Consider the following 17,821-nt stretch of genomic DNA (forward strand, 5'->3'; position numbering starts at 1 on the left):
GCAATGACAGTTGGGGTTTAAACCGGCGGTCTCTCGCTTTAAACGGCGAGGCCGACCAACGTCAGGTATCACTTTTTCTCTTTTCCGGCACGCCGGTTAATGACAATCAGCAAGGCCAGCACCACCACGAAAATAATGGTCGAAAGCGGACGCAGTTCCGGAGTCAGCCCTCCTTTGCGGGCATCGGCATAGATATAGGTGGAAAGTGTCTCAAGACCTTCGTTACCGATCGTAAATACCGTTACTGCAAAATCATCGATAGAAAGTGTCAGCGCAAGCATGAAACCGCTAATCATTCCCGGACGAATCTCCGGAACAATCACTTTGCGGAGTGCCTGCATCGGAGTCGCTCCCAGATCGAGGGCGGCTTCGTAAATATTAGGATTCATCTGCTTGAGACGGGGCAACACGCTGAGTACCACATAAGGAGTACAGAAAGTGATGTGTGCCAGTACAACGGTCGTATATCCCTGCGATATCCCCAGCGACACAAACAACAGAAACAGTGAAATACCGGTAATAATATCCCCATTCAGGATAGGAATGCTGTTCACAAAGCTGATGGCCTTCCGCGAACGTGCCTTCAGGTTGAAGATGCCGATAGCAGTGATACTCCCCAGCAGGGTGGAAGCCGTAGCTGCAATCAAAGCAATGGTCACGGTATTGATCAGCGCATTCATCAGCGAATGGTGAGTGCCGGTAGTGAACAGTGACGAATACAGTTTTGTGGAGAATCCGGTCCAGTTGCCCAGCACTTTTGCCTCGGTAAAAGAGTAGATCATTATAATCACGATAGGCGAATAGAGCAGCAAAAGCAGAATCCACAAATAGGTCTGAGCGAAAATCTTCTTTACCATAGCCCACCTCCTTCGTTCGTATTATCTTTGTCGTCGGTGCTGAACAGAGAGGTCGCGGCAATCAGCAGCAACATAATCAGCGACAGGGCCGCGCCATAGTTCCACATACTGTTATTGATATTCTCCTGGATTGTGGTACCAAACAGTTTGATATTGTTCATCGTCAACAACTCGGCAATGGCAAAGGTTGAGATAGTAGGCATGAAAACCATCATGATGCCACTCATCACCCCCGGCATGGAAAGCGGAAGCACGGCCTTAAAAAAGACCTGAACGGGATTGGCACCCAGATCCTGCGCAGCCTCAATATAACTGTGATCCATCTTTTGCAAAGTGTTGTAGATGGGGTAAATCATAAATGGTATGAAGTTATAGACCATACCGAATATCAGGGCACCCTCACCGAGCGGAACACTGAAGAAGTCGAACAAGGCTACCGTAGCCAACGTACGTACCAGAATGTTGACCCACATGGGAAGAATAAACAGTACGACCATTGTTTTCGACCGGTTCAGTTTTGCGTTGCTCAGTATCCATGCTGCCGGATAGCCCAGCAGGATACAGACAATGGTAGTAATAATGGCAATACCGATGGAATAGACAAAGGTATTGATAGCTTCGTGGTGCTGAAAAAACTTCGCAAAGTTTTCCAAAGTCAGATGTCCGCTGTCATCGGTGAAAGCATAAACCACGATAAGGAGTAGCGGAATAACGACGAAGATCGCCGAAAAGATAATGTAAGGGAGTGTCCAACTCTTACGTGATGAAAAAAGACCGATAATCTTTTCACTCTTAACTCTTATTTTATTAGTTCTTAATTACTCTGATACCGTCCGGGGGGATGGTGATACCTACACGGTCGCCATCGTCCCATACGTCGTTCGTATCTACAAACACATTCTCGTCCCAATCCGAAAGCACAGTCAGATGATAATGGTCACCCTTATAAAGGATAAACTTCACCTCTCCGGTCAGTGCACCGTCTTCTTCGTTGTCCTGAAGAATCACGTTGTCGAAACCGACTTCCACCTTCACCTCGCTGCCTGCTTCGATCCCCGTGACAGGAGCACACTCGAAGTTGCATCCCAAAAACTCCACATGGGTTTCGTCGATCAGCTTGCCTTCAAAAGTATTGCACACACGCTCTTTCTTCATAATATGAATATCGAACGGTTTCACCAGCAACCCGACGAGAGCCCCGACTTCAAAATGATGATAGTCTTGTACCAGAAATTCATAGCCATTGCAGAGAACCGTCATTTCGTAATGTACGCCTTTAAAGACAGACGATTGCACCACACCGGTCAGTTGCGCCGCTTCCGAAACCGGAAAGATGTAAAGGTCTTCCGGACGGATCACTACGTCCACGGGCATGTTCTCGCCAAAACCTTCGTCTACACACTCGAATTCGGTATTACAGAAACGTACCAGTTTGTCGTGGATCATCACTCCGTTCAGGATATTACTTTCTCCGATGAAATCGGCTACAAACGAATTGATAGGCTCGTTATATATATCGATCGGAGTACCAATCTGCTGGATGCGTCCCTCGCTCATGACTACAATCGTATCGCTTAGCGTCAGTGCTTCTTCCTGATCGTGAGTGACATACACAAAAGTGATCCCCAGAGATTTGTGCATCTCCTTCAACTCCATCTGCATGTCTTTACGCATTTTCAGGTCGAGAGCTGCCAAAGGCTCGTCAAGCAGCAACACTTCCGGTTCGTTGACGATGGCACGGGCAATGGCCACACGCTGCTGCTGTCCGCCGGACAGCGAATCTACATCACGATATTCGTAATCGGTCATCCCCACCATCTTCAAAGCGGCTTTTACCTTCTTCTCAATGGTCTGCTTGGGCATTTTCTTCAGTTTCAGCCCAAAAGCGATATTATCATATACATTCAGATGCGGGAACAGAGCGTATTTCTGGAATACCGTGTTTACCGGACGTTTGTGTGGAGGAGTTTGTGTGATTTCTTTCCCCGATATTTTTATCTCGCCTTCCGAAGCTGTCTGGAAGCCGGCGATAAGGCGCAACAAAGTAGTCTTGCCACATCCCGAAGGCCCCAGAATGGTGACGAACTCACCTTTCTTTACATTCAGGGTCACATGATCCAAGGCAGTCTTCTCACCGAAGAATTTAGACACACCGTTCACCTCAATAATGGATTTGCTTTCTTGCATATTCATACTAATTTGGGGTGCAAAGGTACACATTTATCCGATTCGTACATACATGTTAATCTAATATAACAGAGAAATTCTATCCGGAATTAAAAAAACACCTATCTTTGCATAAATATTTATTCACTAAACATACTAAAGCAATGAAAAAGTTAACTTATCTGGCTGTTGCAGCAGTTGCTCTCGGAGTGGCATCTTGTAACACCAACAAACCCGGTTATGTAATAACAGGTACTGTGGAAGGCGCTGCCGACGGAGATACTGTATTTATCCAGGAACGTGTGAACAGACAGTTCAACAAACTGGACACAGCTATCATCGCTAACGGAACATTTACATTCGAAGGCGCACAGGATTCCGTAGTGAACCGCTACATCACTTATTCTAAAGACGGCGACGGAGTCTATGTGGATTTCTTCCTCGAAAACGGTAAAATCAAGGTAAACCTGTCTAAAGACGATAAATCGGCAACCGGTACTCCGAACAACGATGCTTATCAGGAGATACGGAACAAGATAAATGCAATCGACCAGAAACAAGCCGCTATCTATCAGGCTATGGGCGACAGCACATTGACCGATGACCAGAAGATGGCTAAACAAAAAGAATTTTCAGAACTGGAAGAGGCGTACAGCCAGGCTATCAAAGAAGGCGTACAGAAGAATATCACCAATCCGGTAGGTATCATGTTGTTCAAACAAAGCTTCTATGAAAACTCTACCGAGGATAACGATGCTCTGCTGAAACAAATTCCCGCCAACTATCAGAATGACGAAACGATTGTGAAAATCAAGGATATCACTGAAAAGCAGAAAGCTACTGCCGCCGGACAGAAATTCATCGACTTCGAAATGCTGACACCTGACGGAAAACCGGTAAAACTGTCTGACTATGTAGGCAAAGGCAAAGTGGTATTGGTTGACTTCTGGGCAAGCTGGTGTGGCCCATGCCGCCGCGAAATGCCTAACATTGTAGAAGCTTATGCTAAATATAAAGGCAAAAACTTCGAAATCGTAGGTGTATCTCTGGATCAGGATGCCGATAAATGGAAAGATGCCATCAAGAAGCTGAACATCACATGGCCTCAGATGTCCGACCTGAAAGGCTGGCAAAATGAAGGTGCACAGTTGTATGCTGTAAACAGTATCCCCCACACCATGTTGGTGGACGCCGACGGAACGATCCTGGCACGCGGCCTGCACGGCGAAAAGCTTCAGACCAAACTGGAAGAAGTGCTGAATAAGTAATCAGCGGAATACCATATCATAATTCACCACAGATTACACAGATTCACACAGAATAGCTTTAATCTACTGACAACCCATCCTATTTATCTGTGTAAATCTGTGTAATCTGTGGTGAATATGAATCAGATACGGGCTTTCGATTTATTTCAGTGAATCGGCATAAGCACAGAGCTTCACAATCTGATCCACATCTTCAAAATTCACCTTATTATCTTCAATATACTTCTCCACCTCCGCACGATGTTTTGAGTAGATTTTGGCAAGTTGCTTAAAGTTACGGAACTGCTTCATTTTATCATCCTTCTCCACCCAATAGACATGGTGCCGATTGCTGACAATAATTTTTTCACCTTCCAGCTTGTAAGACTGTCCGTTGCTCGTTATGGTGCCATAGCTCTGAACTGCCGTTGTTTCCGAACGGGTACCATAAGCCCCCATGGGAGCTTCCTTACGGGCGGTAGCTTTATACTGAACGTAAACCACCGGTTTGGTCGGCAACATTTCTATACCGGCTCCGTTGGATTCGGGATAAAATGTACGTCCCGCTATCTTGATCAGCAGAATATCTCCCGGATTGGCAAGCTCTTTCACCTGCTTATCCTGAGGGTCTATAAAATAAAACTTATTGACTACTATACTGTAGTTCATTTTAGACTTCAATTCGCCTCCGGTTCTCAGGAGCACTTGAGCATCTTCATACTTATCAAACAGGAACGAAGCCGTATCAGCCTGAGCTCTCAATTGCCACAAACTGCACAGTGCAAAAGCAATAAAAATAAAAATCCTTCTCATAATACATCGACTTTAAGCAATAAAGGGCTGTCTTGACAGTATACACTTCAAAACAGCCCTTCAAAATAAATCTGGTAAATCTCTCTTTACTCTACATCAATCAGACGAACCAACGTACGTAGCAGAAGTCTTGACGGTGAGGCAGATCCTGATTTTTCGGGAACATACGGTATGCCACTTTAAAGCTTCCTGCATTCGACAAGCTGTGCTTAGCCTGGAATGTATACAGGTCGCCTTCTTTCTTGATCACACTGAATGGTTCTACCGAATATACATGCTGCTTGCCTTCCGGAGTCGTATAAGTTGTAACCAACTCCAGTCCCACTGCATCGTTCAATCCTTTCTCGTCAACGACAACTGTAATGGTATACTCTTTGCCGCTTTCGATATCGCCTTGTGCAATGTCTGCTTCCCTCTCTTTTGAAACGATCTCAATAGAGTCCCACTTAGCAACGACTTCTTCTTTCCAGGCTGCTATCTCTTTTGCCTTTGCATTGTCATTGGCAGACAGTTCTTTGAAACGTTTAGCTTCCTTGCAGTAGAACTTACTGTAGTAATCGTCGAGCTGACGCTTCATGGTATAGTGAGGAGCGATCTGGGCGATCGAGTTTTTCACACTCTTAATCCAGCCTTCAGAATATCCCTTCTTGTTGCGTGCATAATACAGCGGCAGGATTTCTGTTTCGAGGATACTGTAGATAGTAGCTGCGTCGAGCTGATCCTGATGTTCCTGGTTCTGATAAGTACGTTTTTCGGTCAATGCCCAACCTGCACCTTCGCGGTAACCTTCAAGCCACCATCCGTCGAGTACAGAGAAGTTCAATACACCATTCATCAACGCTTTCTCACCCGATGTACCGGATGCTTCGAGCGGACGAGTCGGAGTATTCAACCAGATATCAACTCCGGTCACCAGACGACGGGCCAACTGCATATCGTAGTTTTCAAGGAAGATGATCTTACCCAGGAATTCCGGACGCTGAGAGATCTCAACGATTCTCTTGATCAGTCCCTGGCCTGCACCATCGTGCGGGTGAGCCTTACCTGTGAAGAGGAACTGTACCGGATAATCGGGATTGTTAACGATCTTAGACAAGCGTTCCAGATCGGTGAACAACAAGTGAGCACGTTTGTAAGTGGCAAAACGGCGGCCGAAACCGATCAGCAATGCATTCGGATTGATCTTGTCCAACAGCGATACAATGCGTGAAGGATCTCCCTGGTTCTTCAACCACGTTTCACGGAACTGCTTACGGATATAATCCACCAGCTTGTTCTTCATCGTCACGCGAGTCTTCCAGATCTCTTCATCGGGCACATTATAGATAGCTTCCCAGATCTTCGGATTTGATTGATCGTACAGGAAGTTTTCGTTGAAGTATTTAGCATAAAGCTGTTTCCATTCGGTAGCGCTCCAGGTGGGGAAGTGTACACCATTGGTTACATAACCCACATGGCTCTCTTCGGGGAAGTATCCCTTCCAGATAGAAGAGAACATCTCCTGAGAAACTTTTCCGTGCAGCCAGCTTACACCGTTCACTTCCTGAGAAGTGTTGCAAGCAAATACAGACATACAGAAACGTTCGCCCTTATCACCCGGATTGTTACGTCCAAGGTCCATCAGGTCGTCCCAGCTGATACCCATCTTAACGGGATATCCGCCCATATATTTACCGAACAAGCCTTCGTCAAAGTAGTCGTGACCGGCAGGCACCGGAGTGTGAACCGTATACAGTGAAGATGCACGAACCAACTCGATAGCCTGGTTGAAAGTCAGGCCGGTAGCTACATAATCGCAGATACGCTGAACATTGATCAGGGCGGCGTGTCCTTCGTTACAGTGATAAATATCTTTTTTGATACCCAATGCCTTCAGTGTCAGCATACCGCCGATACCCAGCAGGATCTCTTGTTTCAAACGGTTTTCCCAGTCACCTCCGTACAGCTGGTGAGTGATAGGACGGTCAAACTCGCTGTTCATTTCATTGTCTGTATCGAGCAGATACAAAGAAACGCGTCCTACGTTCACTCTCCATACATTTGCATGTACGTAGTAATCCATATAAGGCACATCTACTACCAACGGTTTGCCGTCTGCATCCGTCACGCGGTCAATAGGGAGTTGTCCGAAGTTCTGTGCCTCGTAATTGGCAATCTGCTGTCCGTCCATCGACAGGGTTTGTGTAAAGTAACCATAGCGATACAGGAAACCTACTGCACACAGATCTACATTACTGTCCGAAGCTTCTTTCAGATAGTCACCGGCCAATACACCCAGACCACCGGAATATATTTTAAGAACATGATTCAAACCATATTCCATGCTAAAGTAAGCCACTGACGGACGTTTGTTATCGGGCGTCACATCCATGTAGTCTCTAAATTTAGCATATACGTCGTTCATGCGTTTCAGGATTACTTTATCTTTTGATAAAGCTTCCAGTTTTTCGTAACTCATACGTTCAAGCAAAAGCACAGGATTCTGACCGGCTTCTTTCCAGAGAGTCGGATCCAAGTCTCTGAAGAGTTCAGTAGCTTCATAATTCCACGCCCACCAAATGTTGCGTGCCAGTTCAGATAGTTTCTCTAATTCCGCAGGAACACGTGACTTTACAGTTACCTCCTTCCAATTCGGAGTATTCACATTACTTACTTTAATTTTCATAATGTTATTGTTTACTTGTTGATGAATAAATACTTAGTTTAGTTGACGTTTCATGGCATTACGCAAGGCGATGTCATAAGCCTCGTAATAATATTTGATGAAATGCTTCCATAGAGCCTGTTCGGCCACAGCCGCAGCTTGTTTGCGGATCTCTTTCACCTCATTATCTGTTTTACCCGAGAACAGTGCGATCGTATCTTTGATACCGTCGGCTACCTCTGAGTAATTATAGTCCGAACGGTGTAACACCTCTACCCCATTATCGATGCCATGCTGATTTTTCAGGCTGTTCACCCAAAGGCCGAAGCCTGCCAGGTCTGTTGTAATAGTAGGTACGCGGAATGCCACACTCTCAAGCGGAGTGTATCCCCAAGGTTCGTAATAAGAAGGATAGACACTCAAGTCTTCTCCCAATATCAGATCATAATATTCTTTGTTCAGGATTCCATCTTTTCCATCCAGATAGCACGGAACGAAAATCACCTTCACTTTATCTTCCGGACGATTTCCCATACCAAGATATTTGAGCATATCCAGAACCTGGTCGTGGGTCATGTTATGCAGCCAATGGGTAATGAAAGGTACTTCGAGCGGAGTATCGAATTTTTCTTTGCTTTTCAGCCGTGTCTGCAAATCCTCGCGGGGCTCTCCCACCCAACCCGGTACATTGACAAATGCCAGCACGTTCTTCTGCAGGTCCTTGTCCCGGTTCAAACGGTTCAATGATTCCAGAAACACGTCGATCCCTTTGTTCTTAAACTCGTAACGGCCACTGGTGCCGATAATTAATGTGTCATCGTCCATATGGGTACCCAGAAGCTTATTGGCCACATTCAACATCAATGCACGCGCACGTTTGCGCTTACCGGTGAAAGCGCTTCCCTGAGGAACGAAATCGTCCTCGAAACCGTTCATCAATACTACATCGGCGGCTTTATCAAGCAGTTCCTTACACTCGTTGTTGGTGATTTCGCTCACCGTCGTAAAGCAGTCAACGTGATGCGCAGTCTGCTTTTCAATCGAGTGCTTCGACTGCATATTCAGCTCCTGTGCCATCTGATCGCCGTTATAAGCAAACAGATAGTCATATAAAGGTTTATCGTTTCCGGCAATGCTACGGCCGATAGAAGTGGCATGGGTGGTGAAGATGGTTCCTATTTCGGGAACAGCCAATTGCAGATACAGTGCTCCCAGGCCGGTCATCCATTCATGTGCCTGATAAATGACCTTATCATTTTCGGTCAGGTTGTAGCGATAGAAGCTTTCCACCACTTTTCCGGCAGCATACGAAAACATGGATGCTTCGTCATAATCGCCGTAAGCATGCAATGAATCGACTTGAAAGTGATTCCACATTTCAGTATAGATTTCATTCTTTTTCTCAAAAAAAGGCTGAAAGTCAACGAGAATAACAATGGGTTCACCCGGAATATTCCAACGTCCGACACGGACAGAAAGGTCATCTTTCTTGAGGGCATGTTCTTTCCATGCCGCACAAAGATTGTCAGATTCTATAAACAAGGGATTGTCCTTTCCTTGCCATACATCCGGCCCTATAAAAAATAATTTGTCACGGAAGTTAGTTTGCAACGTATTTGCCCTTGTAGACAAAACAGTATAAATTCCTCCTACCTTGTTGCACACTTCCCAACTGGCTTCGAAGATATAATCGGGGGTTAATAAATCTTTTACCATATAAATGTTTAAAACTCTTTTTATTACGCAGGTGCAAAAGTACGCATTATTTATTGAAAAATAATGCTTTATGCAAAAAATATAAGCAAAATAGCACAAACAAGCGTTTACAACGAGATTTCAGAGCATAAAAAAAGACTTAAGTGTTTTCGGAAAACGCTTAAGTCTTTTCAGAAAACACTTAAACGTTCTGTCGAAAACGCTTAAGTGTTTTTTATAAATCATTAGTTTATGCAAGCGCACTACCGATAAGGAAGGTAGCAGCCAATGCCACGATAGCATAAAGTTCGGGGAACACAGCAAGAATCAATGTGTTGCTGAATACATTGTGGCCTTGTCCGATGGCTGCAATACCATTGGCGCAAACCTGTCCCTGACGGATAGCGGAAAACAGAGCCACCAATCCGAGAGCAATACCCGCACCCAAAACGGCAGAAGCCTGAATGGCGGTAATCTGCGGAGTAAGGATGCCGAAAATAGTCTGGAACATAAAGTAACCTGCGAAACCATACAATCCCTGTGTACCCGGAAGAGCTGTCAGTACGAGGAAGTTACCGAATGCACTATCGTTTTTCTTCAATGCGCCGATAGCAGCGTTACCTGCAATAGTCACTCCGTAAGCACTTCCGATGCCTGACAAACCAACCATAACCGCGATGCCAATGTAAGCAATAAACAAATTCATTTCCATAATCTTAATTTTATTTTTTAATTTATTATTCTATTAATTTCTTTTTATTTTCTGAATGGTTTGTACTCTTTGCCACCACCTTCGTAACCGGAATTCTTGAAAAACTCCACGAAGGTCAGACGCATAGGATGAACCATGGCTCCGAGCACATTCATAAAGATATTGATGGCATGGCCGATTACAAAAATCAATACCATCACAATGGGGCCGGCAATCACATTGTCCGGACTCATGCCCACTGCCAAACTATTGAATACGCCGGCAAGGATACCTCCCGACAATCCCAGAGCGAACAAACGGACGTATGACAGAACGTCGCCCAACAGACCTGTCGCCATGTTATAAGAATCCCATAAGCCCAGCCCGATATTCAGGAAGATGTTCTTCCCCGGACTGTTGAACAGGAAAATCATAACGCCGGCAATACCCATGATGATCAAATGAACCGTACTTCCCATCGGCATCACTTTCGGCAACAGTGCCGAGAAGGCTAACGATAGCAAGAGGATGATCCATCCGATTGTAGCAATGGCATACTTGAAGCCAAACTGGATAGTCTGATTGACAGCTTTCAGTACCATGCCGAACAGGATCTGTACCGCACCCAGAATCAGTGAGAGCTGGAACATGTCATTATTGTCCATGAAAACGGCACTCTTCAGGCGCTGGATGAACGGCCAGGGCAGATCGTAAATATTGGCTCCGAAAAAAGTCCCGGTCAGCAATCCGCAGAAGAAAGTGGAAGTTGCCAGTATCTGAATCAGCGAAATGATCGATTTAGCCGACTGACTCAGTTTTTTCGCCAATAGACGATAAGCCGTAGCCCCTACAAACAGGAATAATCCATAACCGGAATCTCCCAGGCAGAGCCCGAAAAAGATCATAAAGAACGGGGCAAAGAACGGGGTCAGGTCCAGTTCATTATACTTGGGCAACATGTAGAGTTTGCAAATGGGCTCGAACCAGGCAAAGAAACCTTTGTTATTCAGTTCGATCGGCACGTTGTCTTCCGGTGTCGGATCTGTGATCTCATAATAAATGTGTGCATCGTTCAGATAGGCCTCTATCTCTACCTTGCTGGTAGCAGGGGCCCATCCTTCGAGCAACATCAATTTGTCACCCGCAGTCTGCTCTGTACTCAATACGACTTTTGAAAATTCTATTTCAGTCTGCACCTGTTTCAAAGCCTCCTTCAGCGAAGGGATATCGGTTTCGGACAAAGCGACCAACTTCTTTTCATTCTCTTCAAGTGCGGTCTCTGTATTCGCATACTGCGCCTCGAGCTGGGCCAGTGACTGCGATGGCAGTTTAGCTTGCTCTACATCCAGATCGACTTCCTCCCCGTCCTTGGTCACGGTGATGAAAAAGACTTTTGAGGATATGCGGCAGATGATCATAGCGTTGTATTCCGCTTCCCATTCTTCCTTGTAGTTACCTTCGGAGCAGGTATAGAAGCCGACTACATAACCGGCATCTTTCAAACGCTGTATGCCTTCCGGCTCAAAGTTGCCCCAAGCCTCCAAAGCGTCTTTCTCCTTGCCACAGGTTTGCTGCTGTTGCAACAGTTTACTGTGTTCGGCCTGCAAGCCATCTATTTCATCGAGCACCTGCAAACCACGTTCGGCGCTACCGCCATTGGCAGCAATGACCGCATCCTTCTCGTGCTTCTGGTTCTGAAGCAACTTCAATGCGGCGGCCAAACGGGCAGAAAGACGAATATTATCTTGCAGTTCGGCATTCTCCGCCGCTCCCTGCTGCTTCTCTACAATATGGACCACTCCGAGTTCACGAAGACTGTTCAGGAAATCTTCGTACTCCTTATGATAAACCAGGAACGTGAGTTTCTTCATTTTCGTAATCATGCTTCTGCCTCCTTCCTTTTTTCCTGCTGTGACTTCAGAATCTTTTGCGACGACTTAGACAAATTTTCTTCATCTTCCATGAATCGTTTGATCTTGCGCAAAGCATCCTGATACCCCGGTATCTGAACCTTCTCAAAAAGATTCACTTTCTGAGTGGTCTTTTTCCTCGCATGTTCTAACAAGCCCAACTTGGCCAGCGTAAACTCACGCTCTATAGCGGTATGTGCCAACTCCTTAAGCAGGTGTATACCGTCGGCATACCACTTAGGAGCATTAAACAGACTGTACGGACGGATCTCGAAATCCACATTTTCGAGCAAAGGCACCCGTACACCGGCTATCTTCTTGACACCAAGATGAACATCATTTACTTTTATCAATGAGGTGTCAAACTCATTCCAAAGTGCGAACATGGCTTCATAAGCCTGGATTTGTTTTTCCAGCCTTTCCTCCAGATCGGCAGCTTCGCTTTTACAGCGCTTCACTTCCATGCGAAGGGCACTCTCCTTGTTTTTGATAATCGGGAGAGTACGTACCCGCACTTTCAGTTGCTTCTCAAGTTGCTGAAGGGAGGTTTTGTTATATTGAAACTTTATAGCCATCTCGTTTATTTACTATTTTTTCCAATACTGATCTACCAGTTCCTTCTTGATATTTACTTCTTCCGGACGGAAGTATTTGCCGAACAGTCCCCAGGCTACATCGAGCATTTCGGTCGTATCCAGATTGACGTCGATGGCCAGCAACTGATTGGAGTAATCTTTGGCAAAAGCTAAAGTACGTTCGTCATAGTTGGTCAGGTCGAAACCATTTTCCAATTTAGTCTTGGCATTAGCGGCATCGGCATACAAACGCACGGCAGCATTCATCACCTGCGGATGGTCTTTACGGGTTTTCTTACCGGTTACCAACTGTTTCAGACGGGACAATGAACGGAACGGATCGACAATAACCTTACCGATGTCACTGTCACGGCGCAGGAACAACTGTCCTTCGGTGATGTAGCCTGTATTATCCGGCACAGCATGCGTAATATCACCACCGGACAATGTAGTCACGGCAATAATCGTGATGGAGCCGCCATCGGGGAACTGTACAGCCTTTTCGTAGATCTTGGCAAGATCCGAATAGAGCGAACCCGGCATAGAATCTTTCGAAGGAATCTGGTCCATACGGTTTGACACGATAGCCAAAGCATCGGCATACGAAGTCATATCGGTCAGCAGAACCAATACTTTCTGATTGTGCTGTACTGCGAAATATTCAGCCGCAGTCAAAGCCATATCCGGTACCAGCAAACGTTCTACCGGAGGGTTCTCCGTGGTATTTACGAAACTGACGATACGGTCGAGCGCACCGGCATTGGAAAATACATTCTTGAAATACAGGTAGTCATCGTTTGTCATACCCATACCGCCCAGAATAATCTTATCTGTTTCTGCACGTAACGCCACGTTAGCCATCACCTGGTTGAACGGTTGGTCGGGATCGGCGAAGAACGGAATCTTCTGACCGGAAACCAGTGTATTGTTCAAGTCGATACCTGCGATACCGGTTGCAATCAGCTCGGAAGGCTGTTTACGCCGTACCGGGTTTACAGACGGCCCTCCGATCGGTACCTCCTGCCCTTCGATCTCCGGTCCTCCGTCGATAGGATCACCGAAAGCGTTGAAAAAACGTCCGGCCAGTTGCTCGCTCACTTTCAGCGTAGGCGATTTACCCAGAAATACAACTTCGGCATTGGTCGGGATACCTTCCGTACCCTCAAACACCTGCAAAGTCACTTCGTCACCGGCAATCTTTACAACCTGAGCCAGTTTACCATTCACAGTGGCCAACTCATCATATCCTACCCCTGTAGCTTTCAGCGAACAGGTGGCCTTGGTAATCTGAGTAATCTTAGTATATATTTTTTGAAATGCTTTTGTAGCCATGTTATTATTTACAATTTAGTTTCAATCTACTATTTGACACTTCTCTCGGCAACCAACTCCTCCAATTGCTTCTGGAAACCTTCATATTGTTCCGACTTGAACTTCGAATAGTTCATTTGCTTGCAGATGTTAATCATCTTCTTGAAGTAATCCATAACCTCATTAAAGTTATCAAACTCAAATTCCGTATGACAGATGTCTATCACCATATTCAAGATAGCCTCCTGACGCTCCATCGGAGTCACGGCATCAATCTCGTCGAACGCATCCTGCTGCAAGATAACGAAGTCTATCAACTCGGACTTCCAGAAGATTACGTGATACTCTACCGGTACACCGTCATCACCCAGGATATTGATCTGCTCGGCAATCTCCTTACCGCGTTGCAAGCGAGTTTTGATTTCGTTCACCTTACCGATCCACTCATCATTGATATGCTCGGCAATGTATGCTTCAAATTCAGGATATTCGATATACTTGGAATAAGAATCGATCGGATTTACAGCCGGATAACGCTTCTTATCGGCACGATCCTGCTCCAGAGCATAGAAACAACGGGCTACCTTCTTGGTGTTCTCTGTCACCGGCTCCTTCAAGTTACCACCGGCAGGTGATACTGTACCGATAAAGGTAATAGAACCGCTCTCGCCGTTATTCAGTTTCACGTAGCCTGCACGGCCATAGAAGTTAGAAATGATTGAGGACAAGTCCATCGGGAATGCATCCGGTCCGGGCAACTCCTCCATACGGTTCGACATCTCACGCAATGCCTGCGCCCAACGGGAAGTGGAGTCTGCCATCAGCAGGACTTTCAATCCCATGGCACGATAGTATTCGGCAATCGTCATGGCCGTATACACAGAAGCTTCACGCGCTGCTACCGGCATGTTCGATGTATTTGCGATAATAATGGTACGCTCCATCAGCTTACGTCCCGTGTGCGGGTCCACCAATTCCGGAAATTCGGTAAAGATTTCCACAACTTCATTTGCACGCTCCCCACAAGCAGCGATAATCACGATATCGGCTTCGGCCTGTTTTGAAATGGCATGCTGAAGTACCGTCTTACCCGTACCGAACGGACCGGGAATAAATCCGGTACCGCCTTCCACTATCGGATTGACAGTATCGATCACACGCACACCGGTTTCAAGCAACTTGAACGGACGCGGTTTTTCTTTATAATTCGTCATAGCCCGCTTCACCGGCCATTTCTGGATCATATTCACTTCAACGGTATTTCCTTCTTCGTCCACCAAAACGGCAACCACATCTTCAATCTTGTAATCGCCTTCGGGAACAATCGACTTCACCGTGCAAACACCTTTCTGAGTGAAAGGCACCATAATCTTCAATGGCTGGAAGTTCTCGTCCACCTGTCCTAACCAAGCAGATGCTTCCACTTTATCCCCCACACTGACAAGGGGAACAAAATGCCATACACTTCCTTTATCCAACGGATAAGTATATTGTCCTCTCTTCAGAAATACTCCATCCATCTTATCAAGGTCGTTTTGCAGACCATCATAATTCTTTGATAACATACCGGGACCTAAAGTCACTTCAAGCATGTGTCCGGTAAATTCCGCCTCGGCTCCCACTTTCAGTCCACGAGTACTTTCGAACACCTGGACATATACATGTGTACCTACGACCTTAATCACCTCCGCCATTAATTTGTCTCCGCCGGTTGAGATATAACAGATCTCATTCTGAGCTACCGGCCCATCAACGACGAGGGTCACCATGTTGGCAATAACGCCACTAACAGTTCCTTTTGTTGCCATATATTTTTTTAGTTTATTTATCCGAGTTTGGCAGTATTACCTGAATTCAGCAGGAATCTGCACTTCATTCTTCAGTGACTCTATGATACTTCGGAACAATTGATTGCCTCTTTCCTTATCCAGAGAGATCCAACGTTCAATCATTTCCAGTTTCAACAGAAAAGCAAAAATACGTTCGATAGTGAAATAATCGAAGAAGATAGCATCTTCCATCCAGTTCCACCGCAAAGCATCCAGCTTTTTCTCACGTTCCACCAGTTCTGTTATTTCGCTGATTTTCACCAACTGGTCAAGAAAGTCCACTTCGCCCGACAGTCCGAAATCTCTGGCTCCGGAAGTCCGCAATGCCTCACAGATCTCCGTATCACCCACAATATTGCAGGCAACATCCCATTTATATTTACGCGCAGTCAATGCTACGAGAATATTGTTAATAGTGAGATTAAATTCGAACCAGGAAGCCACAAACTTATTTCCACACTTCATCGCATAATCATAATAAAGTGCAGCCAGATGATCTTCCAATAAAACAGCATTCTCTGCCGGAGTATTAAAATAAGCGGAAATGAAAGTAGCAAGATAAGCGGGAAACTCCTTGGCACTGACTTCTCCTCCCTCTTTAAGGGTAGAAATATATTCCGCCAGTTCTTCCGCGGAAAAATTTCCCCGAGTATCAATAGCGGCTTCCTTATCTTTCAAGAGCTTCAGCACATTGGCATTGTCAAACTTCAAATAAAACAGATCAATCAATCTCTGATCTGAAACTGACAAGCCCGTGTAAATTTCCGTTTTAAAATCAGCTACTGTATAGCTCTGCTTGCTGTCCTCAAGTGTGAGTTCCGGCAAACCGGCTACCAAGTAATAATATTTACTCATAACGCATCCCTTTAGAATAACATTTCTACCAACTGAGGACGCAGGAATGCTTTAAAGTAATTCATAAATTCCTCTTCTCCGAAATTCACTTTATATGAACCGTCTGCAGGAGATACGGAAAACAATGCCTTTATGCCATTCACTTGTTCTATGGTAACACCTTTATCTAACAATGCTTTAGCATTGGCAGCAAAATACTTTTTCAAAGACTCCGCATCAGAAGTTGAGATGATAATCGGTTCGTCTACACTCCATTTAGAAGCCAGAGCTACGATAAATGCATTCAGAAAATCTTTATTTTGTGCAAACTCCTTTACCGGTGCAGTCACAATCTTGTCAGTCACCATAGTGGCTATTTCCGATTTTAAAGCATTCACAGCCTGACCGGCAAAAAGTTTCAGTTCTGATTTGGTGTTTTCTGTCAGTTCGTCGGCAGATTTACGAGAGGAGGCAATAATTGATTCAGCTTCTTTATGGGCATCTTCAACAATTTTTTTAGCTTCTTCCTGAGCATTCGCAATAAGACGGCGGGCCTCTTCATTACCTTTTTCCACGCCTTCACGATAAATCTTATCGGTCAACTCTTGAATTTTGTTTTCCATATTCACGGACTATTTAGAAGTTTATATTATAATATCTAAGTGTTTCTTATCAGATTCTCGCCAAAAGTACAAAATTCAATCTGATAATAAAAGAGAAAAGAGCAAGAAAACTGTTCATTATCAAGAAAAGAATCGTCAAAAAGTAAAGGATATGACGATACGGACACATTTATCTTCACGTTTCATCTTTTAAGGCAACGGCAAAGATAAGGAGCCTGATAATACATCAAAGACATAATTATGATAAAGCCGGAAAACTGAAGGTTGAATCTGGAATATATCGGATGAACCAAGAAAGAGGTGGTCGGGAATCCTTGTTAAACAGGGTATGGCATAAAACAAGTCATCCCCTCCGGTCTTTCGACCGAAAGGGATGAACCATCTGAAAAAAACGGCGACTACCTACTCTCCCACTGTTACGCAGTACCATCGGCGTGATCAGGCTTAACTTCTCTGTTCGGAATGGGAAGAGGTGGAACCCTGATGCTATAGTCACCTGAATAAGGCAGACATAATGTACAAAAGTAAATTCAGCGGTCTATTATATAAATAGTGAAGCTAAACGGATATATAAACCATTGAAGGCGGATAAAAGAAAGTCATCGGGCAATTAGTAACGCTCGGCT

Annotated in this window: 14 protein-coding genes and 1 rRNA gene; 1 reads left to right on the forward strand and 14 read right to left on the reverse strand. The window is 45.2% G+C overall.

Annotation, left to right across the window (positions count from 1 at the left end; all coding sequences use genetic code 11):
- Positions 1–68: 68 nt before the first annotated feature.
- The 3 genes from BSHG_RS04935 to potA are packed head-to-tail and all read right to left on the reverse strand — an operon-like array spanning position 69 to position 3,050.
- Entirely contained in the window at positions 69–857 is a 789-nt protein-coding gene (locus BSHG_RS04935; RefSeq protein WP_005788416.1) for an ABC transporter permease, read from the reverse strand.
- Complete coding sequence (locus BSHG_RS04930; protein WP_085938399.1) at positions 851–1,639, reverse strand: ABC transporter permease; 789 nt, start codon at positions 1,637–1,639, stop codon at positions 851–853. The genes BSHG_RS04935 and BSHG_RS04930 overlap by 7 nt, the downstream gene beginning before the upstream one ends.
- Before the next feature lie 25 nt (positions 1,640–1,664).
- Positions 1,665–3,050 (reverse strand): polyamine ABC transporter ATP-binding protein, encoded by a 1,386-nt coding sequence (gene potA, locus BSHG_RS04925; RefSeq protein ID WP_008769055.1) that lies wholly within the window; start codon positions 3,048–3,050, stop codon positions 1,665–1,667.
- A 137-nt stretch (positions 3,051–3,187) separates the two neighbouring features.
- On the opposite strand from potA, the gene BSHG_RS04920 reads away from it, so the two are divergent.
- Entirely contained in the window at positions 3,188–4,291 is a 1,104-nt protein-coding gene (locus BSHG_RS04920) for a TlpA disulfide reductase family protein (RefSeq protein ID WP_005815367.1), read from the forward strand.
- A gap of 141 nt (positions 4,292–4,432) precedes the next feature.
- On the opposite strand, the gene BSHG_RS04915 is transcribed toward BSHG_RS04920, so the two are convergent.
- The 11 genes from BSHG_RS04915 to rrf form a co-directional block, all read right to left on the reverse strand.
- A complete protein-coding gene (locus BSHG_RS04915; RefSeq protein WP_008660664.1) occupies positions 4,433–5,083 on the reverse strand; it encodes a hypothetical protein in 651 nt (216 codons plus the stop codon).
- Positions 5,084–5,183: 100 nt separating this feature from the next.
- Positions 5,184–7,748, reverse strand: coding sequence for a glycosyltransferase family 1 protein (locus BSHG_RS04910; RefSeq protein ID WP_005803825.1), 2,565 nt, complete (start codon positions 7,746–7,748; stop codon positions 5,184–5,186).
- A gap of 33 nt (positions 7,749–7,781) precedes the next feature.
- Complete coding sequence (locus tag BSHG_RS04905) at positions 7,782–9,443, reverse strand: glycosyltransferase (RefSeq protein WP_005793275.1); 1,662 nt, start codon at positions 9,441–9,443, stop codon at positions 7,782–7,784.
- A gap of 229 nt (positions 9,444–9,672) precedes the next feature.
- On the reverse strand, positions 9,673–10,134 hold the full coding sequence (locus BSHG_RS04900; RefSeq protein WP_002562679.1) for a V-type ATP synthase subunit K: 462 nt from the start codon (positions 10,132–10,134) through the stop codon (positions 9,673–9,675).
- A gap of 44 nt (positions 10,135–10,178) precedes the next feature.
- Entirely contained in the window at positions 10,179–11,996 is a 1,818-nt protein-coding gene (locus BSHG_RS04895; protein WP_008660668.1) for a V-type ATP synthase subunit I, read from the reverse strand.
- The gene (locus BSHG_RS04890; RefSeq protein ID WP_005788431.1) at positions 11,993–12,598 is read right to left on the reverse strand and encodes a V-type ATP synthase subunit D; all 606 of its coding nucleotides are present in this window, start codon (positions 12,596–12,598) and stop codon (positions 11,993–11,995) included. Before BSHG_RS04890 ends, BSHG_RS04895 begins: the two co-directional genes overlap by 4 nt.
- Positions 12,599–12,610: 12 nt before the next feature.
- The gene (locus BSHG_RS04885) at positions 12,611–13,930 is read right to left on the reverse strand and encodes a V-type ATP synthase subunit B (RefSeq protein WP_005788433.1); all 1,320 of its coding nucleotides are present in this window, start codon (positions 13,928–13,930) and stop codon (positions 12,611–12,613) included.
- Between the two features lie 29 nt (positions 13,931–13,959).
- The gene (locus BSHG_RS04880; RefSeq protein WP_005788434.1) at positions 13,960–15,717 is read right to left on the reverse strand and encodes a V-type ATP synthase subunit A; all 1,758 of its coding nucleotides are present in this window, start codon (positions 15,715–15,717) and stop codon (positions 13,960–13,962) included.
- Positions 15,718–15,753: 36 nt separating this feature from the next.
- On the reverse strand, positions 15,754–16,593 hold the full coding sequence (locus BSHG_RS04875) for a DUF2764 domain-containing protein (RefSeq protein WP_008660673.1): 840 nt from the start codon (positions 16,591–16,593) through the stop codon (positions 15,754–15,756).
- 11 nt (positions 16,594–16,604) lie between these two features.
- Positions 16,605–17,195 carry a V-type ATP synthase subunit E family protein gene (locus tag BSHG_RS04870; RefSeq protein WP_005788438.1) on the reverse strand — a complete coding sequence of 197 codons (591 nt, stop codon included), beginning with the start codon at positions 17,193–17,195 and terminating at the stop codon, positions 16,605–16,607.
- Positions 17,196–17,584: 389 nt separating this feature from the next.
- Positions 17,585–17,695 (reverse strand): 5S ribosomal RNA (rrf, locus tag BSHG_RS04865).
- Between the last annotated feature and the right edge of the window lie 126 nt (positions 17,696–17,821).

Origin of the sequence: Bacteroides sp. 3_2_5 (assembly GCF_000159855.2) — a bacterium.
Lineage (GTDB): Bacteria > Bacteroidota > Bacteroidia > Bacteroidales > Bacteroidaceae > Bacteroides > Bacteroides fragilis.